Origin of the sequence: Actinoplanes regularis (genome assembly GCF_900188005.1) — a bacterium.
GTDB lineage: Bacteria > Actinomycetota > Actinomycetes > Mycobacteriales > Micromonosporaceae > Actinoplanes > Actinoplanes regularis.
In genome coordinates, this window is sequence record NZ_FZNR01000011.1 from 1 (window position 1) to 23,011 (window position 23,011).

Genomic DNA, 23,011 nt, shown 5'->3' on the forward strand with positions numbered 1-23,011 from the left:
GGTTACATTCCGAACCCGGTAGCTAAGCCCTCCAGCGCCGATGGTACTGCACTCGGGAGGGTGTGGGAGAGTAGGACGCCGCCGGACTTAACTTGGAGAAACGCCCACCCCTCGCGGGGTGGGCGTTTCTTTTTTATGCCCGAAAACAAGCCGGATGCCTCTGCAGTAGTTGGCAAAAAAGAACACCCCGCCCCGGGACGAACTCGGGGACGGGGTGTTCTGCGTTTGTGGGCCTTTACGTCGTACGGGGAAAGCGGAATTAGATCTTTGCGAGGTGGAGGCTGCGCCAGTCGATGAACTTGAAGTTGGTGCTGGTGCGGCCGTCGCCAGGGGTGTTCTCGCCGTCGTGGAGGACCAGGAGGCCCTTCGGGTAGCCGGGGAGAGCCACCGAGGTCGCCGCGGCGCCGTCGGAGTGCTGGACGCCGTCGGTCTTGGGGCCGTCGGTGACGGTGAAGAGGGTGATCGGGCGGTTGGTGCGGCGGTCGTAGACGTAGAACCTGCTGTCGCCCTGGCTGGAAACGATCAGGTAGCCGTCCCGTTTGCCGGTCGAGTAGATCGAGGCGCCCTCGACGTCCGCGGCGATGCGGCCGCCGAAGCCCGGGTCCTTCGCGGAGTCCGGGAGGCACTCCTCGGTGTCGGGGTCCCAGGAGGCCGGTACGCCGTACTCCTGAACCTTCTCGACGATCCGCGGGATGCTGCTGAACGTGCCGCCGGCCAGGTTGATCCGCCAGAGGGCGACGTCCTCCTGCGCGGCGTAGAGGACGCCCGCCTCGGCGTCGACGACCATGCCCTCGATCTGCGGGCCCTCGCCCGGCTCCTCGCACGGCGACCAGGTGCCGCCGTTCGGCAGACGGAACGAGCTGGGCAGGTCGAGAGTGTCCGAGGCGCGGTAGGTGACCCTGCCGTGCTTCTCCACCAGCCGGAAGATCCCCAGGCGGGTGGTGTGCCGCCGGCTGACGACCGCGTACCGGTCATACGTCGCCAGGCCGTAGCCGGTGGCCTGTTCCTGGGCCTCGGCCTCGTCCTTGGAGAAGAGCAGCGGGACGTCGGCCGCGGTGATGTCGGTCAGGCCGGCGGGGCTGATCCGGTAGATGCGGAGCTTGTCCAGGCCCCGGTCGGTGACAACGGCCAGGTCGACCCGCTGGCTGCCGAGCTTGAAGCCGGAGATGAGGTCGACATTGTTGAAGCGGCCGCCCTCGGGGGTCGCGATCGACTGCACCTCGCGACCGGTCAGGTCGTACACCCGCAGGCCGCCGTTCTTGGCGGTGCCGATCACCAGGCTGCGGGCCTTGTTCGCCTGGTTGACCCAGATCGCGGGATCGTCGGCGTCGGCGTCACCGCCGGCCTCGTCGTCGTACAGGGCCGGGGTCTCGACCTTCGCGGTTATCTCGCGAGCCGGCCGCTCGGAGGCGTGCGCGGGCACGCCGGCGGCCAGGGTGGTCAGCGCCACGAGCGCGGCGATTCCGGAAGTACGTTGCATGGATCATGAGGATTCCCGATTCAGCTGTCCATCGGATGGACGGAGACTGAACAAGGCACCGATCCGTTATTCAGCCGTTACAAGATCTCGCGAACGGATGCCGTGAACCCGACATCACATGTAATGACAGCGACACGAGGAACAGGAAGCAAGAGACAGGCGATGCGACGATCGGTACGGCTTCTCGGCTCGGCGATCGGACTGGCGATCCTTTCAGGGTGTGGTCCGTCGCCGCGGCATATCGGGGGAGAAGCCGTACCGGTCGGCGCGGTGAGTCCGTCCACTGTGACTCCAGCGCCTCCCAGCTCATCGCCTCCCAGCTCATCGCCCCCCAGCTCATCGCCCGCCGGATCCTCGTCGGACCGGATGGTGCTGGGCCCGGACGGCCTCGGTCCGCTCAAGTTGCGAATGCCCCTGGACGAGGCGCTGGCCACCGGGATGCTGCATCACGAACAGGTCAGGGAGGCGTCCCGGGAATGCAGTGAGTCCCGGAAATACCGGACCTACTGGATGCGCGGCCAGAAAGAGGGATTGGTCTGGCTCACGCCGGAACTCGGCGTCGTGGGGATCTGGGCCTACGGCGATATCGCGACTCCGGAAGGCATTCGGCTCGGCAGCTCGAGGGAGATGGTCGAGCGGGCCTACCCGGACGCCTTCGACCTGGTAGGAGAGATCAACTACGGGCGGTCGAGCGCCAAGGTGCCCGGCAACGGTGATCGGGCCACCTACCGGTTCTCCACCAGGTTCGACGAGGTCAGCGCGCTGTCCATCGAAGTCACCGGGCAGCGCTGCATCTACTGATCAAGCGCTGGGGACACGGAGGGTGCGCAGCACCTCGTCGGTCCGGTCCACCTCGTCGGACTGCCGTAACTGCAGATAGACGCTGGAGGACCCGGCCAGGAGCACCTCGCTGTAGGAGGAGCCGGTGCCGCCGCAGCCCGTCCAGCGTTGCACCCGCCCGCTCAGCCCGCCGACGGCGACTCGCCGACCTGGCTGTGCCACGCAGGTGGGATGGATCGGCAGCGTCGCGCCGGCCGGGGGTGGGATCGACCCGCTGATGCCGGCCAGAACCATCGGCGACGTGTCATCCGGTCCGGTCGAGCCGGTCCCGACCAGGTCGGCGCCCACCTGCAGACCGGGTGAGATTCCGCCGGGCAGGCCGATCGATGCCGGGTTCCAGCCGTCGTTCCGCAGGTCACGGGCCCACGAGGCGGGCACGGCGACGGAGATTGTGCCAGTGGCGTCGCTGACCCGGATCCAACCGGGTGGGGTGCCGTCCGGGACCGTCGCGCCGCCGGTCGTGGCCAGGGCGGCCACGGCGACCGTCGTACCGGCGAAACGGGTCAGTCGGCGCAGCGGCCGATGCCGCCCGGACAGGTCCAGGGCGGCGGCGAAGGCCGCCGCTGATTCCCAGCGCCGCCGCCGATCCCGGTGCAGCGCGCGGAGTACCGCCCGATCGATCTGCCGCGGAATGCCGGGACGCAGCCGCGACGGTGCCACCACCCGGGCCCGGTCGTAGTGCGGGGCCTGCCCGGTCAGCATCTGATAGGTCATCGCGCCGATCGCGTGGACATCGGCGCGCACGTCCAGGCCCCCGCCCGGAAGGCTCTGCTCCGGAGCCATGTAACCGGGCGTGCCGACCACGACGGTGAAGCCGGACGCCTGCGCGATCGCCTTCGCCAGACCCAGATCGGCGACCAGCACCCGCTCGGCGCCACGGACCGTGTCGAACAGCACGTTGGAGGGCTTGAGGTCGCGGTGCAGCACGCCGGACTCGTGCAGCACGGTCACCGCCTCGGTGATGGCGGTGGCGGTCCGCAGCGCGGCACCCATCGGCATCGGGCCGTTCGCCAGCCGGTCGGACAGGGTGCCGCCGCTCGCGTACGTCATCACCTGGTAGGGCCGCCCGTCCGGCAGTTCGCCGTAATCGTGCACCCGGACCAGGCGCTCCGAGTCGGCCCGCCGCAGCACCTGCGCCTCCTGCTCGAAGCGGGCGCGCACATCGGGGTGATGCGCCCAGTTCTCGGCCAGCACCTTGATCGCGACCTGAGACTCCAGGACGTCGTCGGCGGCGAGCCAGACCGTGGCGAACGCGCCCGAACCCAGCCGCCGGATGACGCGGAATCTGCCGATCATTGAAGGTGCGGGCACGGCGGATATTATGTCCTCCGTTTTGCGGAGGAACGGGGCGTACGTGCGTGACGACGAGCACGAGACACTGGCGCTTCGGGCCGCCACCGGTGATCAGGATGCTTTGCACGAGCTGCTCGGCCTGATCCGGCCCGGGGTCCTGCGCCGGTGCGCCCGCTTCCTGCCGTGCTTCCAGGACGCCGAGGAAGCCTGCCAGGACGTGCTGCTCCAGGTCGCCCGGGGCATCACCGGATTCGAGGGCCGGTCCCGGTTCAGCACCTGGCTGCATGTGATCATCGCGAACAGCTCGCGGCAGACGTACCGCGCGCTGAAGCGCCGCGCCGTCGAGCAGGCACACTCCGAGCCTCCGATCGAGGTACCCGACCCCCGGACGACCAGCGTCATCGCCGGCTCGCGGCTGGACCTGCTGGACGCGCTCGAGCGCCTGGAGAGCCGCCGCGCCGAACTGGTCGCGCCGGTCGTGCTGCGCGACATCTGCCAGTTGGAGTACCGGGAGATCGCGGAGCACCTGGGCATTCCCGAGGGCACCGTGAAGTCCCGCATCCACCAGGCTCGAGGTGAGGTCCGGGAGTATCTGGCCGCCGGGCACTGACCGTTTAAATCGAAGGCGGGTCCCCGCACGGCGGGTGCATGATTGCGGAACGGATCCGGGTCGGTACGCTGGCATCCGCGGGCCGCTAGCTCAATGGCAGAGCTGAGGACTTTTAATCCTTAGGTTCAGGGTTCGAGTCCCTGGCGGCCCACCATCACAGCAGGTCAGCACCGGTTTCCCGGCGCTGACCTGATTGCTTTCCGAAGTCGTACAGCAGCAAAGTACAGCAGCGAGCTTTTGGGAGGCGTTGTGACCGAGCCCGTGATCGCTGATCGGCTCATGCTGGCCAGTCGAGTCGACTGCTGCTTTCGCCTCCATGAGCCCACCTTCATTGCCCCCGGAGAGGCGTACTGGATCGACCGCGAGAACGGTGAGTTCTGCGTTGATCGCGGCGCCGGTCGGGTGACCCGGCACGCGGGCAGTAGGCGTTAGCTCTGGTGCTCAAGTGACTCGCCGAGCTTCTTGAGCGCTGCGCGCGTCGCCGCAGAAGAGACGACCGTGTAGATCTCCATCGTGATCGAGAACTGAGCGTGCCGAAGTATCTGCATGGCCACTCGGGGGTGCACGTCGAGATCTGCCAGCAGGGAAGCACAGGTTCGCCGAGCATCGCGGATGGTGATGCGGCGGACGCCGGCCAGGTCGCAGCGACGGTCCCAATAGCGGTTGAAGTTACGGGGCTCGATCGGCGTGCCGAAACGGGTGGTGAACACGAGGTCAGTTCGCTGCCAAGCGGAGCCGGCCTGCTCTTGAGCCGTCTTCTGTGCGGCGCCGCGCTCCTGCAGGGCGACCGTGCAGATCTCCGGCATGGGCAGCGTGTCATCCGAAGTCGGAGTCTTCGTCTCGCGGTGCAGCAGCTGGTTGCCGACTCGTTGGAGCTGCATGTCCACGGTCACCTCGCCCGCGTCCAGGTCGATATTGGGCCAGGTGACGCCAAGCATCTCGCCTTTGCGGAGGCCGAGCACGAGGACCAGGACGTACGCGGCGTAGTAAGGGTCTCGGTCAGCCCGCGCTGATTCGAGGAACTGCCGAGCTTCGTCGCTGCTCCAAGCACGCCGCTTCTTCGCCCGTGCCGGAGGGACTTTGACGTTCTTCGCCGGGTTCGCCGTGATGTGCCCCTCGGTGATCGCTTGAGTCAAGAGGGTTCGCAGCACCCGCCGGATATTGCCGATCGTGCTTGCCGAAGGGAATTCGTGACAGCACTTGCCGAGAGCACAGCATCGTTGCCGGGCGGGCTTCCGACGTTTGTCTTTGCCCTGGGCGCAGCACTGACATTCGCGACGTACGGCGTTGAGCCAGGTTTGTGTATCGCTGATCTGGAGTTTGTCGAGACGGCGTTTTCCCAGACCCGGCACGATGTAGAGCCGCGAGGTCACCTCGTAGGTGACGTAGGTACCCGGCGCGAGGTTCGGCTGGACGATCTCCCGCAGCCAGTACGCCGCGAAGTTGCCGAGCGTCAGTGACTTGGTGACCACCGGGCCGGCCTTGGCCTTCTGGTGCAGCGTGAGCCACTTGTCGTGGGTCTCCTCGCGGGTCTTGCCGTAGACGTACTTGCGGGTGCGCTTGCCGTCTGGCTTGGTGACCCAGACGTACGCGGCGAAGCTGCCGTTGCGGTACGGGAAGATCGAGCCTTCCCCGTTGGCGCGGGAGCGTGTCGCCATCAGGCTGCCTCCTCGCTTCGGGTGACCTGGTCGCGGATGTACTCGTCGACCCACTCCGGCAGGATGCGGCGGTACTTGCCGTCCTTGATCGAGCGGAGTTCGCCCGTGGCGATCTTCATCTTGACCTTGGAGAGTCCGTAGCCGAGCAGGATGGCGACCTCGGCGGGGGAGTACCAGCGCGGCTTGAGCATCGTGTCTCGGGCGGTCATCAGGCGGCGAGGCTCCTCACTGATTCGGCGGGATTGGTCGGTTGCCGAGACATCTCGGGTGGATCACTGCTGTTGACGGCCCGTTGCCGAGCTGCGGAGAGCTGGGCACGGCGTTGGATCCGCTGGCTGACGGCGCGGAGTAGCCGGTGCTCGAGTGGGAGAAGGTCGGGATCGTCGTAGCGGGCCATCTCCCAGGCGACCGCTGGCCTCTCCTCGGTCTCCTCGCCGTCGGTGGTGACGCCGAGCAGGGCTTTGACCCAGGCGTGAGCGTCGGCGCGATGGTCGGCCAGGGTCTTGCCGGACCAGTCACGGGAGACCAGCACCCGGCGCCCACCGATCCCGAGGGTCGTCTTCTGATGAACCCGGCCCTTGCAATGGCCAGGCCGCAGCCGACCGTGCGCCTTCTTCGGCTGGACGCCGTAGAGCAGCCAGTTCGAGCACCGTTCCGAGCACGGGGTGACGCGTAGCTCGTGCCAGAGCCGGTCGAGGTGGTCGCGTTGGGGGTCGCTGGTGACCTGGTGGCAGTCGGCGGCGGACTTGGTCACGTACTTGGTGATGTAACCGATCGTCCGCTCGACATCGCCCGAGCCGGGGTCGACACCCTTGGCCTTGACCTGGGCGCCGAAGCGGACCAGGTGCACCGGCTCAGCGTCCGGGTCGTCGTCGATGAGGTCCAGGGCTTCGACCCAGGTGGGCAGTGGACGGCTGGTGTCCGGGTCCACCCACGTCTCGGCCTTGGCGTCCCAGGTCGGCGGCCGGTTGATCGGGTACCGGAGTTGATCGGCGGGTGGCCACCACACCTGGTGGTAGGTGGCCTTGGCGACCAGTTCCAGCGTCGTGCGGGGGATGGTGCCCCGGATGGCGAAGTGTGCGTGCGGCGCCAGACGGCGCTGTGGCTCGACGCATCCCGCGTACTGCACGTTCCAGCCGACGGCGCGGCGCAGGTTCTGCCAGTACCGGTCGAGCAGCCGGGGGAAGTGCACGGCGTCCCAGGCCGCGCGTCGGTAGTCGTACCGGGCCGGGTCGACCGGTGTGCCGAGTAGCGGGTCATCGGTGGTGTGCCAGCGTCGGCAGGAGCACGGGCGGCCCTGGTGGATCGAGTGGACCGGCCCGTAGCTGTCCAGGGTCAGGGTCAGCCACATCGACGGCCGGTGCTCGACCCCGTCCGACCCGGTGTAGGTCCGGCCGACCGTGCGCGGGTCGACCTTCTGTCGGGGCAGGTCCGGCACATCCTGACGCCGCTTGGTCGACCGCACCCGCCGGGGCTGGTCATCGTCCGCCGGGCCGTCGAGTCCGCGACCGGGCACGATGCTGCCCCGCAGCCCCTCCGCCGCGATCTCCTGCTCTACCGCGTCGATCGCGACGGCGATCCGTTCGAGTTCGACCGCACGGTCGGCCAGGTCCATCGGGGTCAGTTCGAGGGCGGCCCGGTCGAATTCGAGGTGCGCCCGTGCGGTGATCAGGTCCCGTTGCCGAGGAGTCGCCGGTTGCGGGCCGGGGTGCGGTTCGTCGGCCCGGTGCCAGCCCTCGCGGATCTGGACCTGCCGCAGGCGGCGGGCTTTCTTGGCGCAGGGCGGGCACCTGGCTTCGAGGGTGGCGCCGCACGGGAGGTCGACGAGTTCGGTCTTGCCGGTGGTCAGGTCGGTCCGCCGGAGTGCGATCGGGCGGATGCAGACGCCGTGGTCGATGGCGAGGTCTTTGAGCGCGTCGACGGCCCGGGGCTGGGCGAGGCGGGCGGCCCGGGAGCCCGGCCGAGGCGCGATCGTCTCGGCCGGGGCGGTCAGGGTGGGAGTGGTCATCGGGTCACCTGCCCGATGACCGGCACCCCGTTCGACCGCGTGATCGGCCGGACCGGGACCGCACCCATCTCCGGCGTTGGAGCCGGAGCCGGGATCGGGGCTTCCGGTTCCGCCGACACCGCCACGGTGGCCGGCGATGTACCGGTGAAGACGAGCTTGACCAGAGCCATGAACGCCAGCGCGGGCACGGCGGACAGCAGCCATCCCGACGGGCTGGGCTGGGCGACGGCGAGCTGGGCCGAGAGCGACAGCGTGCCGGCGGCGATGAGTAGGAACAGCGGGTAGCCGATCGACGTGCCCGCTTGCCGACGTCGCTTGATGGTCAGCAGGGCTGCGACGGGGACGAGTTCGGAGATGACGGCGTTGACCCAGCCGAACGCGTCCGGGGTGCCGGTCGGGGTGTGGCGCATGGTCCAGTCGTGGACGTGGGTGAAGGACGCCCACCCGGCCGCCACCGCCACGACGGTGAGGATGCCGGCCAGGGCGAGAGATTCGATCCGGTCTTTCACGCGGCGACTCCGTAGTCGTCGGCCATGTCGCGGACGGTGTCGTCGTCGCAGTAGGTCAGGCGGACCCGCATCGGGGTCGGGTCGCCTTCCAGGACGACGTAGCCGATGCCGGGCTGGGTTTGCGGGATGCGGTCGCAGAGGGCGCCGCGGTCGCGCATCCCGTCGCCGAGGACCATGTCGACTTCGGCGGGTTCGGACAGCCGCAGCCCGATCCGGGTGGGGAATAGGCCGCGTGCTGGGAGGACTTCCTTGCGGGGGTCCTGGATCGCGGCGATGACGTGGACGCCGACGGCGCGGCCCTGGGTGAGCACGATGCCGAGCGCGGCCTTGATCCGGTCTTTGAGCTGGCGTTCGGTCAGGTAGGCGGTGAGGTTGGCCAGTTCGTCGATGACCAGCACGATCAGCGGCTCATCGGGGGTCGGCTGGTGCTGGCGGGTCTGGCCCGCGAGGCGGGCGGCGCGTTGCTGGGCGACCTTGGCCGCCTGCTCGATCATGTCGGCCATCTCGGCGAAGTCCCGCGAGGCGAAGCGGGCGAACAACGCCCGGCCGATGCCCAGTTCCATGCCACCTTTGGGGTCCAGGCCCCACAGTTCCACCAGCCCGGCACCCACACCGCCGGTTAGGGCGCGGACGATGGACCAGATGACCGAGCCTTTGCCGGAGCCGGTAGCGCCGACGATCAGGACCTGGGTGCCGAACAGTCGCAGCCGGTAGAGGTCGCCGTCTTCCTGGACGCCGATCGGCAGGGCGGTGAAGTCCGGCGCGTACGGCACCGGCAGCGGCTCGATGGTGTCTTGCAGAGTGTCGCCGCGCATGAGGACCAGGAGGACGGTGGCGTAGGTCGGGCCAGGCATGGCCTTGACCTGCCGGACCCCGAACGTGTGCGCCAGCCGCTCCGAAGCCTTGGCGAAGTCGTCCGGGATCTGGCCGGTCACCATCCGGACCAGGACTTCATCGCGACCAGCCCGGCATCGGACGCGGCGGATCTGGGGAATGATCGTGCGCTTGTCATAGAAGATCGACAGGTTCGCGGTGACCATCGCGGCCATCCACCGCCGCCGGTAGACCAACCTGCGGATCCGGGCCAGGATCGGCCACCAGCCGAACCGCAACCACGACAGCCGGTGCGCGAACGCCCAGCCAGTCGCCGCAGCTGCGGTTCCGCCGACCAGCCCGGCGAGGGCCTGCCAGCCGTGAGCGAGGGAGAGCCAGGTCAGGCCGGTGATCGGGAGGGTGGCGTACCAGTGCCGGACGTAGATGGTGACCAGCCAAGCGAGAGCCTTGACCGCTTCCCAGACGACGACCAGCCAGATCGGGAGCTTGATGAATGGGGTGCGGACGTTGAGCGGGGCGACGGGGATGGTTTCGCCCCGGATGATGTTGATCAGGGGCACGGCTACTTTGCCCCCTCGTCTTTGCGCAGGGGGTTGCGGGTCTTGAGCAGCTGCCGGATGTGGTCGAGCCGTTCGGCGTCGCTGACACAGGGGATCTGCACGGCCCACGCGTCGATCCGGCCGACCAGGGCGGCGTACCGGTAGGCGATGTCCCAACCGGCTTCGCCCGGGGTCCGGGGCCGCGAGCTGTCGCAGACGCCGCAGCGGTCGACGTCGTCGGGCAGCGGCTTGAGCAGCGAACAGCCGGTGCAGGTACGCCATACGGTGTTGTCTCGTGTGGTGACGCGGGCAGCGTCGACTACCTTGGGCATCGCAGCCCTCTCCTTTGCAGGTGGGTGGTTGAGCGCCCGGGGCGGGGAGAACTTCTTGGCGGTTGTTGGCCCCGCTCCCGGACGCGACTACAAGTTGGTCAGGCAGCCTTCGCACGGCTTGCCTGCGGGGCGGTCATCGCGCCCGCGCGCACCGACCAGGCCAGCCGCGAACGGCACTTGGTGGCGGCGCCCTTGCACTTCTGCGAGTCCACGTACGGCGTCAGCGTGACGTCGCTGAACTCCACCATCGGCGGGTAGCCCGGCACCGCCGATGCCGGCGGAACCGGCTGGTGCGGCGCGACGACCTTGACCTTGAACTCCTTCGACCCGCCGAACTTCCCGGCCTCCGGGTCCAGGTCCAGAACCCGGACCAGCCAGATCCGCTCCCCGGTCTCTTTGTCGCGCAGCTGGTCATCGCCTTGGCCGCGCTTGTCGAAGTCGGTCGCCGGCTCCACGCCGAGGCAGAGCACACCGTGCGGAGCGACGTAGTCCCACGGCACCGGGACCTTGATCGAGTTCGGAACCACTTGAACCTCCGTCAGAGTGTCAAGTCGACAACTTGACTTGTCATGTCGGGTCGAGTTTAGCTCGACCGTGCCCATCGTCAAGGGTGTCGATGGAAAAAATTGATGACCTTGAAGTCGCCGTGCTAGTAACCCAACGCATCGGCGGGAACGCTGTCCCACAGACTATTGGCGCGCTCTCGTTGGACGGCAAACACCGGCTCGGTGAGCCAGGTATCGCCATCTAGCTGAGTGCTAACGATGATCTCGTCGGGACCTGCGGCCCCCGACGGGTAGTACCTCACGATGCGACCACGCGGAATCAGGTAGTCGATCATCTCGGTTTCCAGGTCTGGAAGCGTTCGCCCTACGAGTCGAATGCCATCCATTGTGACCTGTGGCCCACACAGTGCATCGACGACGATGCACTGCAAACCCGCAGGGCCGGCGAAGTAGGCCCTTACAGGGACGTTGTCATGTGGGCGGCTCGGCAGGCGAAAGTCCCCGCGTCGGGTGTCACCGAAGACGCACCGCACATCCTGAAAACTCGCGGAATATCCGACCATCGCCGTAGCGGCCTCGTCCGGGCTCATGCCGAATCGCAGCGGCCCGACGTGGGTGGGCCGAACGTCGCCCCAACGCTGGCGCTCCTCGTCGGCCAAAGCCCTTCCGATGCCAGCCATCAGCCCTTCCGGTCGTGTTGATGTCGACATGCATTTTGGGAGCGTTTAAGAAACCTAGGGCTGCCGCAGTGGCCGCCGGGTACTCCCGGATTCAAGCAACAAGGATTCGCCGCGGGCTAGGGGAGCGGGAACGAGCTTTCGATCTCGTGCCGGTTCGCCGGGACCACCGCGTCTACGGCGAACTGTGGGGCGCCGGTCCGGTCGAAGACCGTGACCAGCAGGGTCAGCACCGCATCTCGGTCGGTGATCTTCAGAAGATCGGCTTCCTCAGCGGTTGGCAGCCGTGCTGAAATCCGTTCGGCGGCATGATCGAAGATGATCTTCTTGCGTTCGGCCAGGTGGCGCAGCACTCCATCCGGCAGCGCGACTTTCCGCCCGATGTCAGTGCCGGCGGACAGCTCTACCGGCACGTAGACCTCACTGAGCTCGACCGGACCGATGTCGGAGTCCACGAGGCGCCGGCGCAGGATCACCGGAGTATCCGAATCCAGATCCAGCGCGGCCGCAGCCCGGTTCGGAACCATGACCGCGCCCACCCGCAGCAAGGTCACATCGGCGTTCTCACCCCGGTCGAGTAGCTCCAGGGCGCGATCGGCGGACTGATGCGCGGAAGGGGAAGGCCGGCCTTTGACGTAGCGGCCCTTGCCCTGCTGCGACTCGATCCACCCGTCCTGCTGCAAGATGCCCAGCGCACGGACCACGGTCGGCCGCGACGTGTCGAACTCCGCCGTCAACTGCGTCTCGCTGGGGATCGCGGTTCCGGGCGCGTAGGTCCCGTCCTCAATGCGCTGCTGTACAGCGTTGACGACAACCGCGTACTTCGGCGGCGGCACGTTGATAGCCATCCGAACACTCCGCCCGATCAATGAGACGACAACCCGACTTGTCAACACGATAAAGCAAGGACGTCGCGCAGGGAACAGCAGCGGCCGACGTCTACCCGACCAGGGCAGCCTTGTGTGGAAAGCAGGCCGAGCAGAGATAGGTCATTACGTGGGCCCGCGTCGACTCAAGATTGCCATCATGGTCACGGCTTGATCCGGCGCAGGTCCGAGCGCGCGACCCAGCTCTGGACCGCTTGGATCTGCTGCTGGCGTTGCTCGACGAGACCGGCGAGCTGGTGGAGGTCGGTAGCCACCAGCGGAGGCTCACCCAGCCGATCGTGGACGGCGTAGAAACAGCCCTCCGGCACCTCGGCGTAACGCACCCATCGCTTGCGAGGCGTGTGCAGGATCTGCCAGCCCGGGAAGCGGCCCTCCACGGCCAGCTGTGCCAGCAGTTGTTCGCGTAGCTCGTGTCCGTCCGGCCACGGTTCATCGGTCATCGTGTCCACTGCGGCGAACCTCAGCGGTCGCCCAGGAAATCGGCGGACGTTGAGCTCTGACCGTCACACCGACCGCTCGCGGCGAGAATCTGGCCGATGGCCTCAACACGGGTGAACTCACCCAGCGGCGTTCCCAGGGTCAGCGGCCCTGTCCGCAGGTAGGCCCGCCAGGTGTCGTTCCTGCCGTGGATCCAACCCAGAAACGTGCCCTCGTACGACACGGCAACCCCACCGAGCGACGTCCGCGACAGAGCGACACCGGAAGGAATCTCCGCAGAAGCCGGGATCTCATCGCGCCGTGACTGCTTCACGCCACCCACCGCCCCGTCTGGACAGACCCACCACCAGCCCGATACTCCTGCGCCGGCGTAAGGTTCCCGGCCCGGCCAACCTGCGGCACCGCCCGAGTCGCCGCCGCCCAGCCGGGCACTTCCGGCCGCGGCCGGTTACGGATCGCGACCAGGGCCAACTCCAGACACGGCCACGGCAGACCGCACATGCAACGGGTACGACGGAACAACTTCCGCTTCGCTTTCCTGTGCTGCATCTCGACTCCAAGCCGAACGGTGAACAGGGCGGCCACCACGCGGTCAGCGGGAAAGACACCAGCGACCTGCAGTGGCAGGAGAACGATTCGTCGAAGAGCGGCATGGCCGGCCGCGCGGCACATCGCGGCGAGCAGCCGGACCACGCCAAGGCTCTCGATCAGGCGGTCCGGCGCGACCGTCGTCTCGGCGAGCAGTCAGGGCAGGCCCGCCGCACCAACCGCACAACGCTCTCGCTGACCCGCACCAATCGACGCTGCGACGCCAGCCGCCAGCCGCGTCCTTCGCAGGACCGGCACACCCCCGAGGAATTTGCCATGTGCTGATCGTGGTCGCACGCCGACGCCCAACCCATCACACGCGGTAGTCCATCAAGGAGTAACTTTTATCCGGCAACCGGATACCGGGCCGCAGGCCGCTATCCGGAATGCGGATACGCCGGGAGCGACCACGGGAGGCGCCCTTGAGCATGCGCGCAGCGACGACGTTCTCTGTACCGGAGCACCTGTGGGACACCGACGGGATGCTCGACGCCCTGGCCGCGCGCGACATCGCTCAGGTGTTTCGCCTGGTCCAGCGCGAGACCCGGGTCAGCCAAACCCACCTGGGCGTCGCTACCGGCCTGAGCCAGGCCCAGGTCAGCGAGATCATCGGCGGAGGCCGCCGGGTCAGCAGCATCGATGTCCTGACCAGGATCTCCACCGGTCTTTGCATGCCCAGCGAGGCCCGCGTGGTGCTCCTGCTCGGCGACCGCAGCCACGGCATCGCACCGACTACGACCCCATCCGGCGACGTGATAGCCGCCCAAACCGCGCCGTACGCCCAAGCCCTAGCCGAAGAAGCCCTGGTCGAGCGGTATGCCGACGTGGAGGCGGTCTATCCCAGCCGCTCGGAGTTCACCTCCAAGATGCCGCCGCACGCCCTGTTCGACTGCGCCACCGACATCCGCGCCGTCGGACTATCCCTCAACCTGATATGCCAGCAGTACGCCGACAGCCAACTCGCCCAGCTCGTCGAGAACGGTGCCCGCCTCCGCCTGCTCTTCCTCGACCCCGCCGGCGCCGCGATGCGCCAACGCGAGATCGAGGAGGACATGACCGCGGGCACCCTCGGCGCCCTGACCACGCTCAACCTGCAAGGCGTGCTCCGCGTCCGCGACCGGCTCCCCGCCGACATCCGAGACCGCATCGAGGTAGCCACCTACGACCAGACCATCCGTGTCAACATCACCCTGATCAACAACTCGCTCTGCATCGCGCAGCAGTACCTACCCCACGCCCGAGGCGTCGAGTCCCCGACCATGGTGATCAAGAAGCGGCGGCCGGCCACCGGGCTGTACCACGTCTTCGAACGCACCTTCGACGAACTTTGGAGCGGTGGCCACCCCCGATGACCGACTACACCGACCTACTCCCCATCGCCCACCAGGCCGTCGACCTCGCCCAAGGCATCATGCGCACCATGCAACCCGGTGTCCTGACCGCCAAGGGCGACCGCGACATGGCCTCCGAAGTCGACTACGCCATCGAAGAACAGGTTCGGGCGTTTCTTGCTGAGCAGACCCCGGCCATTGGCCTTCTCGGCGAGGAGAACGGCACCACCGGCGCCGACTACGGCCTAACCTGGGCGCTCGATCCTGTCGACGGCACCGTCAACTTCGTTCACGGCTCACCACTCTGCGCAATCTCTCTCGGCCTCATCACCGAAAATCGGTCCGTACTCGGCGTCATCGACCTGCCCTTCCTCGGAACCCGCTACAGCGCGGCCGAGGGTAACGGCGCTCACGCCAACGGCCAGGCCATCAGCGTCAGTGCGACAAACCGAATCGGCGAAGCCGTCGTAGCCATCGGCGACTACGCGGTAGGCGAGGGCTCTGAGGAAAAGAACCGGGACAGATTCGACCTGACCCAGCGACTCGCCACCAGCATGCAGCGCATTCGCATGCACGGCTCAGCCGCTATCGACCTCGTGTGGCTCGCCGATGGAAGAATCGACGCAGTAGTCATGCTTGCCAACAAACCGTGGGACACCGCAGCTGGCGTGATCATCGCCCGTGAAGCCGGCGCGGTGGTCACCGACCGAGACGGATCACCCCATACCGTCGAATCGAGCGCAACCATCGCGGCCAACGCCAATCTGCTCCCGGGATTCTTTGACCTCATCAGCGACCCATCCACCGGGAAGTCGCTCTCGGGGACCCGCGCTTCAACGCTCTGACCGAGACGGCGGTCGAAGGCCGGGATGGCGGAGTGGCGGTCCGGGAGTCCTTGCCCTCAGAGATCTGGTTCGTCGAGGTCTTCGATCGGAAGCCCGAGATACTGGAATAGGCGCGCCTGGATTTCTTCCAAACGGTCACCAGGAAGAACGCCGAGCCGGTCCTCTAGATCCGACTTCAAGAGAGGTTGGACAGCTAGCACCCGCACCCAACACTTCTTCGGAAGTCCGCCCTCTCCTGCCGAGATCTTGACGCAGTAACCTGTCTTCAGAGAAGTCGAGGACGAAACCGGCGCGACCAAAACCGTACGCCACCCGGCGAAACTATTCGTATTCGGACCGCTCAGAACAACAACCGGACGCCTTTCGTCGTGCACCTGTCGCTCGTCGTTCGGGGGTAACGTGATGGCAGAATCCTTCACGAGGTATACCCCGCCGTGAATGACCGGGTTACTGATCATCTCGTAGAAGCGCTCCCGTTGCCCTGCGACGGGCTTCAGCTAGTTCGTCCATCTCCCGCTCGATCTCCACGAATACGCCAGGGTCGGTTTCCTGCTCCGGCAGACGCCGCAGAACCGCGGACATCCTGGTAACGAGTCCACCTAGCTTCGGGCGGGGACGGGCTAATGACAAGTCTAGTACGACGCCTTGACCACGCTCTTGCGCATCAATCATAGGCGGTGTCTGATAGCTTAAATCCTTGAGGCTAGTGGCGGCGAGGCTGCCGAACTCCGCCACTACGCGTTCAAGAATAGCCATTTCGGGGGCTGGCATATCGAGCCCAGATACATCCCCGACAAGGCGGATCTGGTATCCAATGAAGTAGGGGTCCTTCCGGACAACACGCTTCTCAGTAAGCTCATTCTCCAAGTACTGAAGAGTGTTGTTGAAAGGCCCGTGGTTGAGCCACCGCCATTCGATACCAGAGACTGGGTCGTCTCCGGCTCGCACCGCCGCGAGGTCGGCCAGATAAAGCAGCTTAGCGATCTTCAGCCGAGTGATGATGTAACCGCGTTCGCGGGCAAGCCTAAGCACCGCCAAGTACGCGGCCGCCGTGCGGTCGCGGGCGGACGAAAAAGCCTGCGAGTCTACCATCTCTGCGAACTCTACCTTCCCTGCAGCTGCAGGTGCAGCTGACACTCATGATAGAACACATGTTCGACTGCTGCGCGCCTGTTGTGTGCCCGCTTGAGGGCAACGACGGTCTGCAACGGTGGCGCACGGAGCTCGCAAAGGTCATCCAGCCTTCAGTGGTCACGCTCACCTGTGCAGATCAGTCGGATTCCCAAGCTGACCGTCGTAGGCGACGTGCCACCGTGAGGCGGCTACGGTGTGTTATTCGGCCGAGACCGTCTCCGGGAAAAGGGCTCTGGAGGGTCAGGGTGGATATCTAGCCAGCTCGCACGCTTGCGCTCCCGTCGCCGATATGCCAGAGCGGAGAGTCGACTAGTTGGCGGGGGCTTCACCACGGCGGCGATTGGGGCAAAGGTGCGCTGGATCTTGTAAAGGTCCAGCTTCAGACTCGTCCATGCTGCTTCAAATTCGGCGCCGTTGAACTCATTTCTCGAGAGCGCCGTCTCTGCGACCGCGCCACTAGCGCTGGATAAGTCAGCGACATCGAGCGTGAGTTGCCGCCAGACTGGCGAGCTACGGTTGACCAGCTCCACTCGACGGACAAGCAGCCAAAGCCGCACGTCCAGCGCGAGAAGCGCTTCCATCGCGGTTTCCGCCTCTTTGGCAGCATCCTCTACGTCAGCCCTATGGTTACCGGGCTCCTTCGTCGTGTCCATGAGCGCGTCCTGAAGTTCCTGAGCCGCTCCCTGTGCTTTGAACGTAGCTTCGTCGAACTCCTGTTCTAGTAGCGTTTGGAGCTCCACCACATCACGCTCCCATCGCTCGCGCCTGCGACCGCGCTGCTGCGCCCAGGGAATGATCAAAATTTGCACGACTGCGGTCACGGCTAGCGTGATCAACCCGCCTAAGAGGAGCTGCACCCCCTCAGGCTAGGGGCGCCGCTCCATACGGCTACCTTTCGCTCGGCGTGCAGGAGAGATCCTGACTGGACACGATCTGTGACCTGACAACTGATGTGTGGTACTGCTGAGTTGTCCTTTTCTGGATCAAGGCGCCGCGCAAGCGCGGCGCAGGCCGGACGCGCTCGGGCTGCTGGCGGCCTGCGGCCGGCATCGCCCGGCGCGCCGGCCAATGCGGTGTTCAAGGCCGTGACGATCGCTGAGCGGGGCTGATCTCCGATGTTGCTTCCGGCGATCGCTGCCGCACCGCTTCGCGGCTTGCCACCGGATTCGGGCCTGGCGAGCGCGCTGGTCACCGGGGCGCGCTGGGGCTGCTGGTCCGCTCTATCGTGGCGGGATGCACGACGGTGAACAGACGCAGGCCAGGTGCTCCGGTAACCATGAGGTGTTCAGGGAGCGACCGTTCCCGTTCCCCGGGGATCGCTTCCCTGACGATCTGGGCGCAGTCATCCAGCTAACCGTTTCGAATGGCGTGGAGCCAGCCCGGGAGGTGATCCACACCAGTGACAACAGTTGGATGGTCGGTGACTGCGTGAACGATCCGAACGAGCCGGGAGCCGTCCAGGTGGCATGCATGGGTCACCTCGTCGATCTCGACGCCTCGGTGGATCAGGTGGCAAGCCTGCCGCTGGGTCATGTGGCGTTTCGCGAGGACGCGCAGAGCCCGTGGAAGGTCGAACCGTTCGCGGGCTTCGAGGAGTAACAGTTACGCGACTCCGTCACCCGATGCGAGCGCCCGCTGCTGTACAGCAGTGAAGTACAGCAACGCCAGCAGCCGGACCGGGCTGAGCGGATCTTTATCAGGCCGTCTGGCCTCGTATGACGCTTGATCCAACCGCGTCGCAGGTAATCCTTAGGTTCAGGGTTCGAGTCCCTGGCGGCCCACCATCACAGCAGGTCAGCACCGGTTTCCCGGCGCTGACCTGTTTGCATTCCGGTCGTACGGCAGCGGTCAGTGATCTAGACGTGCGCCGAGTTTCTTGAGTGCGGCGCGGGTGGCCGCCGGGGAGACGTTCGGCGAGAGCGCTCGGGCTTCTGTGACCCGCGCCGCCATGCTGGCGGCGGCTCTGCCCGGCTTCTAATGAACCCCCTGCATCCGGGCAGCGCATAGGAGAAGGTGTATATTCATCGGCGCCGTATAGGCCGAGGGCCTCATTCTGGCAACTAATCAATCGGGGGAGTCACGGGGTATGAAAACGCGTAAGTCTGTTATTGCCGCTATGGCGCTCGTTGGCGCGGTGGCGGGGATGACCGTGCCGTCGCCTGCTTTTGCTGCCGATAGTGGTCCGTGGGAGATTCGTCCTCTCAGCGCTACCGGCAAGTGCATGGAAGTTCAGGGTGGGTCGAAGGCGAACAGCGCGCAGATCCAGATTTATGGGTGCCCTTCGTCGGCCGGGGACATCACCCCGCTCCACCAGCGGTGGATCTGGCGCAGCCTCGGCCACGGCTACTTCCGGCTGGTCAACGGCAAGAGCGGCAAGTGCGCCAATGTGCAGGGTAATTCGAACGCGAACAGCGCCAAGATCATTCTGTATCCCTGTGGCGACGAGTTCACGCTGAACGACCAGTGGGTGCAGAGGGATACCGGAGCTTCCTACCTCGGCCACGACTACTACGAGATCGTGAGCAGGAAGAACTCTGACATGTGCCTTAACGTGCAGGGTAACGGCACGGCCAACGGAACGGACTTGATTCAGTACCGCTGCTCCGGCGGTGGGGCGAATGCGGCCTTCACCTGGACTCCTGCGAAGCAGGCTTAGCCCGGAACTGGAAAGCCGGCTGTCGGGCTTTCCATGCGATAGCTCTCCCTTTCTTGCGAAGGCCAAGGGGTCAGGCTCGGGTATCCGGGCCTGACCCCTTGTTTGGGGCCCGCTGTCGCCGAGTCGGCCCAGGCGCAGACGCGAGTGGAGCGAGAGTCGAGCCAGGCAGTTGCGTAGACGTGCTGCCACGGGAGCGCCGGGAATTTCCTAGCATTGGGGAGTGAGCCGAGAGGTCGAGGAGCTGAATCGGCGCTTGCTGCGGGCTCGCGACGCGATCGACCGGGCGTACGCGGAGCCGCTCGATGTTCGTGCGATCGCGGCGGTGGCTCACCTCTCGCCGGCACACTTCAGCCGCTGTTTTAGTGCGGTGTTCGGCGAGACGCCGCACCGATATCTGCAACGCCGGCGGATCGAGCGCTCGATGTTCCTGCTGCGGGAGAGCGGCCGCAGCATCACGGACATCTGCTGCGATGTCGGCTTCAACAGCCTCGGAACCTTCAGCCGGACCTTCCGGGAGATCGTCGGGGAGACACCGTCGGGTTACCGCCGCGGGCACCGGCCGGTCGTCGTGCCCGGCTGCGTCCAGAAGGCGAACACCCGGCCGCGGATCGCCTCGCCGGCGGCGCCACGATCGAGCAGTTTTGGAGAAGCCGCAGGCGGGGCGCCTTCTCTAGCCTGATGACGTTCCCCATCGCAGAGAGAGCGCGAAATGATCACCAAGTTGAACGTCACGTCCATCTACGTCCTCGACAAGGACGAAGCGCTGGAGTTCTACGTCGACAAGCTCGGGCTCGAGAAGGGCAACGACGTCCAGCAGGGCTCCTACCGCTGGCTGACCGTCCGAATCCCGGGCGAGAACGGCACGGAGATCTCCCTGGAGCAGCCGGGGCCGCCGCTGCACGACGAGGCGACGGCGGAGCAGCTCCGCGAGCTGGTCGCGAAGGGTGCTCTGAACGGCATCGTCCTCAACACGGACGATGTCCGGGGACTGTACGAGACTCTCAAGGCCCGTGGGGTCACCGACTTCACGCAGGAGCCCACCGACCACTTCTACGGCACTGACATGGGTCTGCGGGATCCGTCCGGCAACGCGATCCGGATCCTTCAGCAGGGTTGAGCCGCTCGCGTCACGACCGTTCGATCGCGGCGATGTTCTCCGCCTCGTCCGGGTCCGGCTCCGGAGTCTCCAGGAACGCGTGCAGCACCTCGACCGCCACGTCCGGCGCGAGTCGTTTGAGGCTCATCGCCAGAACGTTCGCGTCGTTCCAGAGCCGGGCGCCCTTGGCGATCCAGGGGTCCCAGGCGAGTGCCGCCCGGACACCGGGCACCTTGTTTGCCGCGATCGCCGTCCCGGTGCCGGTCCAGCACATCACCACGCCGTAGTCGGCACGGCCGTCAACGACGGCCTGCCCGACGAATCGGCCGAGGTCAGGCCAGCTCTCCGGGGTGTCCGGCCGGATGATCTCGTGTCCGGCGCCGGTCAGGGCCTCGACGACGGCTCGAGTGGTCTCGTTCTCGTCGTCGCTGGCGAACGCTACCCGCATGCCCGCAGCCTATGCCGTCCGCCGTGGAAGCCGGTTGGCCCCGCAGGCCGTGCCGGGGGATCAGACTCGCGGTCTCCACACCGCGACCGGGACGGAATCGGGCACCCGGTCGGGGTAACCGGGTTGTTCCGTATCCGGCCGTCTAACCGGCGAATAGTGCCCACTTGGGTGTGTGTTCGCTGGTCAGGGCGGATTTGCCGTGCCAGTGTCGGTGCGGCGTGGACGGGCGGGACTGGGCTCGCCGGGCACGCCCGGGAACGGGGTATGGCATGACGGGATGGGACGAGGAGCAGCTGGCGGCCGGGTTTCGGTCGATGATGTTGCTCGCGGCGCTGGTGGAGCGGGGCGGCCGACCGGCCGCGGTGTCGCCGACCGTGCGGCTGCGGGTTGCGGAGAAGCAGTACGGGTGGTTTCCCGCGGACGTGGTCGGGGACGGGCGTCGCGTTGTGGTGATCACCGATCAGCGGATCGTCGTGGGCGACCGGGAGTGGCCGTTGCGGGCGTTGGCCAGGGTCGATACCGATCCGGGCGACTGGACGGTCACATTGTGGATGTGTGGGCGGCGGGCGCCGCTGAGGCTCAGCGGTCCGTGGATGCCCTGGCTGGGTGTCGTGCTCTGTGCGGAGCTCTATGACGCGGCGTTCGAGCCGGCCGAACCGGACGCGCCTCTCCGGACGGTGGGTGGCGAGCCGGCCGCGCTGCCCGGGCCGCGGCGGCCGTCGGCGTCAGTAGACCCAGACCTTGGTCTTGAGCGGGAGCGCGTCGCTGTTCCACAGCCAGTTCATCGCGGCGATCGAGACCCGAGCGCAGCCGTGTGAGGCGGGGTAGGGCGGGACGCTGTTCGCTCCGTGCACCGCGATCCCACCGTTGAAGTACTTCGGCCGCCAGAGCAGACCGAGCGGCGCGTTGCGCCAGCCGTCGATCTGCCGGCTCACGGTGAACCTGCCGCGTGGGGTGTCAGCCAGGTAGGTCTCGCCCTTCTGCTGGTAATACTCGTTCGAGCCGGTCGAGGTGTTGAGGATCTGCGAGATCTCGCCGTTGTCGACCAGCATCAGCAGCTGCTTCTTCAGATCGATCTCGACCGTACGCCCGGTCGTCGATCTCGGCTTCGGGCGGACACCCCGGTCCAGGGCCCGAAGGGTCTTCGGGCCGACCGTGCCGTCCCGGCCGATGCCGGCGGCCTTCTGCAACGCATACACCGCCTGCTGGGTGGTGCCGCCGAACTTGCCGTCGGCCTTGCCGTTCCAGTAGCCCAGCTCGGTCAGGCGCTGCTGCAGGGCGAGCACGTCGGGGCCCTCGGCGCCGACCTTGAGCTTTCGGGGTGGTGCCGGCGGGATGACCGGAGCCGGGGCCGAGGAGGAGGGCGCGGCGGAGGAGGAGGGCGCGGCCGATGGCGTTTCCGGTACGGCGGAGGGGGTGTTCTCGGCCGCTGGGTCGCCGGAGTCGCAGCCGCTGGCCAGGGTGAGTGCCGTCACCGCGGCGACCGTGATCGCCAGGATCTTCCGCACGGGGCCTCCCTCGCAGCTCTGCCGGGTCACTGTAGGAGACCCATTTACCACCGTCCAGCGATGATGCCCGATCGTCCACTCGCGCGAGTGGGTGATCCCGGAGCTTGTGGACGGCGGGTGTGAAAAAGAGTCAAGTAGTCTTCGGCTATGTCTTGGAAGGCGAGTGCCCGACACGGAGTGCGGGAGGCGCCCGGAGGCTTCGCTCTCGTCCAGGAGTTGCTGAACACCCGCTCGGCGATGTCGTACGGTCCGGACCTGCTCGGCACCGTCGAGGACGCCCAGTGGTGGGTGACCGACGCGCTGGCCACCTGGTCCCGGACCTCCGGGCTGCCCGCCCCGACGCTGCTGCTCTCCGCCACCGACCTGCGCTCGATGCGCCGGCTGCGGTCCGCGTTCGAGCAGGTGGTGCTGGCCGTGGCGAACCAGGAGCCGCCCGGCGCGCTGCCCCCGGCCGACGTGCCGGTCAACCTGGCGCCGGACGCGGCCGGTTGGGTGCGGGTGGTGCCGACCGGCCGGGGCACCCGGTGGCTGGCCTCCGCGCTCTGGGCCGAGGCGCTGCTCGCCCAGCAGGCCGGGCTCTGGCCACGGCTCAAGCTCTGCCACAACACGGTCTGCCGGGCCGCGTTCTTCGACACCTCACGGAACAACAGCGGGGTCTGGCACGACGTCAGCACCTGTGGGAACACCGCCAACCTGCGCGCCTTCCGGGAGCGGCGGCGACTGCTCGGCCACAGCGAGGAGCTGGAGATCGGCCGGGGGCCGGAAGTGCACTGACTCGGGCCGGGAGAACCATT

General features: G+C 66.9%; 28 protein-coding genes, 1 tRNA gene and 1 rRNA gene. 12 read left to right on the plus strand and 18 right to left on the minus strand.

Features of this window, described 5'->3' with window-relative positions; genetic code table 11:
• A 5S ribosomal RNA gene (gene rrf, locus CHC09_RS26170) occupies positions 1-87 on the plus strand; the annotation flags it as partial.
• 172 nt (positions 88-259) lie between these two features.
• On the opposite strand, the gene CHC09_RS26175 is transcribed toward rrf, so the two are convergent.
• Positions 260-1,480 carry a phytase gene (locus CHC09_RS26175; protein WP_089295862.1) on the minus strand — a complete coding sequence of 407 codons (1,221 nt, stop codon included), beginning with the start codon at positions 1,478-1,480 and terminating at the stop codon, positions 260-262.
• A 366-nt stretch (positions 1,481-1,846) separates the two neighbouring features.
• Between CHC09_RS26175 and CHC09_RS26180 the strand changes: the two genes are divergently transcribed.
• Positions 1,847-2,281: a hypothetical protein gene (locus CHC09_RS26180; protein WP_089295863.1), complete on the plus strand. Its 435-nt coding sequence runs from the start codon at positions 1,847-1,849 to the stop codon at positions 2,279-2,281.
• Here CHC09_RS26180 and CHC09_RS26185 read toward each other — a convergent pair whose 3' ends face one another.
• Positions 2,282-3,631 (minus strand): serine/threonine-protein kinase, encoded by a 1,350-nt coding sequence (locus tag CHC09_RS26185; protein WP_203833453.1) that lies wholly within the window; start codon positions 3,629-3,631, stop codon positions 2,282-2,284.
• Between the two features lie 43 nt (positions 3,632-3,674).
• Between CHC09_RS26185 and CHC09_RS26190 the strand changes: the two genes are divergently transcribed.
• Positions 3,675-4,223, plus strand: a complete 549-nt coding sequence (locus CHC09_RS26190) for an RNA polymerase sigma factor (protein ID WP_203833452.1) — start codon at positions 3,675-3,677, stop codon at positions 4,221-4,223.
• A 79-nt stretch (positions 4,224-4,302) separates the two neighbouring features.
• A tRNA-Lys gene (locus CHC09_RS26195) sits at positions 4,303-4,377 on the plus strand.
• A 274-nt stretch (positions 4,378-4,651) separates the two neighbouring features.
• On the opposite strand, the gene CHC09_RS26200 is transcribed toward CHC09_RS26195, so the two are convergent.
• The 11 genes from CHC09_RS26200 to CHC09_RS26250 form a co-directional block, all read right to left on the minus strand.
• Positions 4,652-5,881, minus strand: a complete 1,230-nt coding sequence (locus CHC09_RS26200) for a site-specific integrase (protein ID WP_089295866.1) — start codon at positions 5,879-5,881, stop codon at positions 4,652-4,654.
• On the minus strand, positions 5,881-6,090 hold the full coding sequence (locus tag CHC09_RS26205; protein WP_179277293.1) for an excisionase family DNA-binding protein: 210 nt from the start codon (positions 6,088-6,090) through the stop codon (positions 5,881-5,883). The genes CHC09_RS26200 and CHC09_RS26205 overlap by 1 nt, the downstream gene beginning before the upstream one ends.
• The gene (locus CHC09_RS26210; protein WP_089295867.1) at positions 6,090-7,889 is read right to left on the minus strand and encodes a replication initiator; all 1,800 of its coding nucleotides are present in this window, start codon (positions 7,887-7,889) and stop codon (positions 6,090-6,092) included. Before CHC09_RS26210 ends, CHC09_RS26205 begins: the two co-directional genes overlap by 1 nt.
• Positions 7,886-8,398: a hypothetical protein gene (locus CHC09_RS26215; RefSeq protein WP_239138917.1), complete on the minus strand. Its 513-nt coding sequence runs from the start codon at positions 8,396-8,398 to the stop codon at positions 7,886-7,888. The genes CHC09_RS26210 and CHC09_RS26215 overlap by 4 nt, the downstream gene beginning before the upstream one ends.
• Positions 8,395-9,792: an FtsK/SpoIIIE domain-containing protein gene (locus tag CHC09_RS26220; protein ID WP_089295868.1), complete on the minus strand. Its 1,398-nt coding sequence runs from the start codon at positions 9,790-9,792 to the stop codon at positions 8,395-8,397. The genes CHC09_RS26215 and CHC09_RS26220 overlap by 4 nt, the downstream gene beginning before the upstream one ends.
• Before the next feature lie 2 nt (positions 9,793-9,794).
• A complete protein-coding gene (locus CHC09_RS26225; protein ID WP_089295869.1) occupies positions 9,795-10,103 on the minus strand; it encodes a hypothetical protein in 309 nt (102 codons plus the stop codon).
• Between the two features lie 98 nt (positions 10,104-10,201).
• Positions 10,202-10,630, minus strand: coding sequence for a hypothetical protein (locus CHC09_RS26230; protein WP_089295870.1), 429 nt, complete (start codon positions 10,628-10,630; stop codon positions 10,202-10,204).
• Between the two features lie 122 nt (positions 10,631-10,752).
• Positions 10,753-11,289 (minus strand): hypothetical protein, encoded by a 537-nt coding sequence (locus tag CHC09_RS26235; RefSeq protein ID WP_089295871.1) that lies wholly within the window; start codon positions 11,287-11,289, stop codon positions 10,753-10,755.
• A 116-nt stretch (positions 11,290-11,405) separates the two neighbouring features.
• Entirely contained in the window at positions 11,406-12,134 is a 729-nt protein-coding gene (locus tag CHC09_RS26240; RefSeq protein WP_089295872.1) for a GntR family transcriptional regulator, read from the minus strand.
• 182 nt (positions 12,135-12,316) lie between these two features.
• Positions 12,317-12,613 (minus strand): hypothetical protein, encoded by a 297-nt coding sequence (locus tag CHC09_RS26245; protein WP_143232556.1) that lies wholly within the window; start codon positions 12,611-12,613, stop codon positions 12,317-12,319.
• Between the two features lie 20 nt (positions 12,614-12,633).
• On the minus strand, positions 12,634-12,924 hold the full coding sequence (locus CHC09_RS26250) for a hypothetical protein (protein WP_143232557.1): 291 nt from the start codon (positions 12,922-12,924) through the stop codon (positions 12,634-12,636).
• Positions 12,925-13,151: 227 nt separating this feature from the next.
• On the opposite strand from CHC09_RS26250, the gene CHC09_RS26255 reads away from it, so the two are divergent.
• From CHC09_RS26255 to CHC09_RS26265, 3 genes are all read left to right on the plus strand, one after another.
• A complete protein-coding gene (locus CHC09_RS26255) occupies positions 13,152-13,484 on the plus strand; it encodes a hypothetical protein (protein ID WP_089295875.1) in 333 nt (110 codons plus the stop codon).
• A gap of 143 nt (positions 13,485-13,627) precedes the next feature.
• Positions 13,628-14,551, plus strand: a complete 924-nt coding sequence (locus CHC09_RS26260) for a DUF5919 domain-containing protein (protein ID WP_089295876.1) — start codon at positions 13,628-13,630, stop codon at positions 14,549-14,551.
• Complete coding sequence (locus tag CHC09_RS26265; RefSeq protein WP_089295877.1) at positions 14,548-15,375, plus strand: inositol monophosphatase family protein; 828 nt, start codon at positions 14,548-14,550, stop codon at positions 15,373-15,375. The genes CHC09_RS26260 and CHC09_RS26265 overlap by 4 nt, the downstream gene beginning before the upstream one ends.
• 56 nt (positions 15,376-15,431) lie before the next feature.
• Here the strand turns inward: CHC09_RS26265 and CHC09_RS26270 are convergent, their stop codons facing one another.
• The 3 genes from CHC09_RS26270 to CHC09_RS45430 form a co-directional block, all read right to left on the minus strand.
• Positions 15,432-15,833 (minus strand): type II toxin-antitoxin system PemK/MazF family toxin, encoded by a 402-nt coding sequence (locus tag CHC09_RS26270; protein ID WP_089295878.1) that lies wholly within the window; start codon positions 15,831-15,833, stop codon positions 15,432-15,434.
• Entirely contained in the window at positions 15,823-16,512 is a 690-nt protein-coding gene (locus tag CHC09_RS26275; RefSeq protein ID WP_143232559.1) for a Panacea domain-containing protein, read from the minus strand. The genes CHC09_RS26270 and CHC09_RS26275 overlap by 11 nt, the downstream gene beginning before the upstream one ends.
• A gap of 185 nt (positions 16,513-16,697) precedes the next feature.
• Positions 16,698-17,330, minus strand: coding sequence for a hypothetical protein (locus tag CHC09_RS45430; protein WP_143232561.1), 633 nt, complete (start codon positions 17,328-17,330; stop codon positions 16,698-16,700).
• A 412-nt stretch (positions 17,331-17,742) separates the two neighbouring features.
• On the opposite strand from CHC09_RS45430, the gene CHC09_RS45435 reads away from it, so the two are divergent.
• The 4 genes from CHC09_RS45435 to CHC09_RS26300 all read left to right on the plus strand — a co-directional run bounded on the left by CHC09_RS45435 (position 17,743) and on the right by CHC09_RS26300 (position 20,282).
• Complete coding sequence (locus CHC09_RS45435) at positions 17,743-18,108, plus strand: hypothetical protein (protein WP_143232563.1); 366 nt, start codon at positions 17,743-17,745, stop codon at positions 18,106-18,108.
• A 487-nt stretch (positions 18,109-18,595) separates the two neighbouring features.
• A complete protein-coding gene (locus CHC09_RS26290; RefSeq protein WP_089295882.1) occupies positions 18,596-19,165 on the plus strand; it encodes an RICIN domain-containing protein in 570 nt (189 codons plus the stop codon).
• A gap of 220 nt (positions 19,166-19,385) precedes the next feature.
• A complete protein-coding gene (locus CHC09_RS26295; RefSeq protein ID WP_089295883.1) occupies positions 19,386-19,844 on the plus strand; it encodes a helix-turn-helix domain-containing protein in 459 nt (152 codons plus the stop codon).
• A gap of 30 nt (positions 19,845-19,874) precedes the next feature.
• The gene (locus CHC09_RS26300; RefSeq protein WP_089295884.1) at positions 19,875-20,282 is read left to right on the plus strand and encodes a VOC family protein; all 408 of its coding nucleotides are present in this window, start codon (positions 19,875-19,877) and stop codon (positions 20,280-20,282) included.
• A gap of 10 nt (positions 20,283-20,292) precedes the next feature.
• Here the strand turns inward: CHC09_RS26300 and CHC09_RS26305 are convergent, their stop codons facing one another.
• Together CHC09_RS26305 and CHC09_RS26315 are read right to left on the minus strand one after the other, a co-directional pair.
• On the minus strand, positions 20,293-20,709 hold the full coding sequence (locus CHC09_RS26305) for an RpiB/LacA/LacB family sugar-phosphate isomerase (RefSeq protein ID WP_089295885.1): 417 nt from the start codon (positions 20,707-20,709) through the stop codon (positions 20,293-20,295).
• Between the two features lie 725 nt (positions 20,710-21,434).
• The gene (locus CHC09_RS26315) at positions 21,435-22,217 is read right to left on the minus strand and encodes a L,D-transpeptidase family protein (protein ID WP_089295887.1); all 783 of its coding nucleotides are present in this window, start codon (positions 22,215-22,217) and stop codon (positions 21,435-21,437) included.
• A 147-nt stretch (positions 22,218-22,364) separates the two neighbouring features.
• Here CHC09_RS26315 and CHC09_RS26320 point away from each other — a divergent pair, with 147 nt between their 5' ends.
• Positions 22,365-22,991: a CGNR zinc finger domain-containing protein gene (locus CHC09_RS26320; RefSeq protein WP_089295888.1), complete on the plus strand. Its 627-nt coding sequence runs from the start codon at positions 22,365-22,367 to the stop codon at positions 22,989-22,991.
• Positions 22,992-23,011 lie beyond the last annotated feature (20 nt).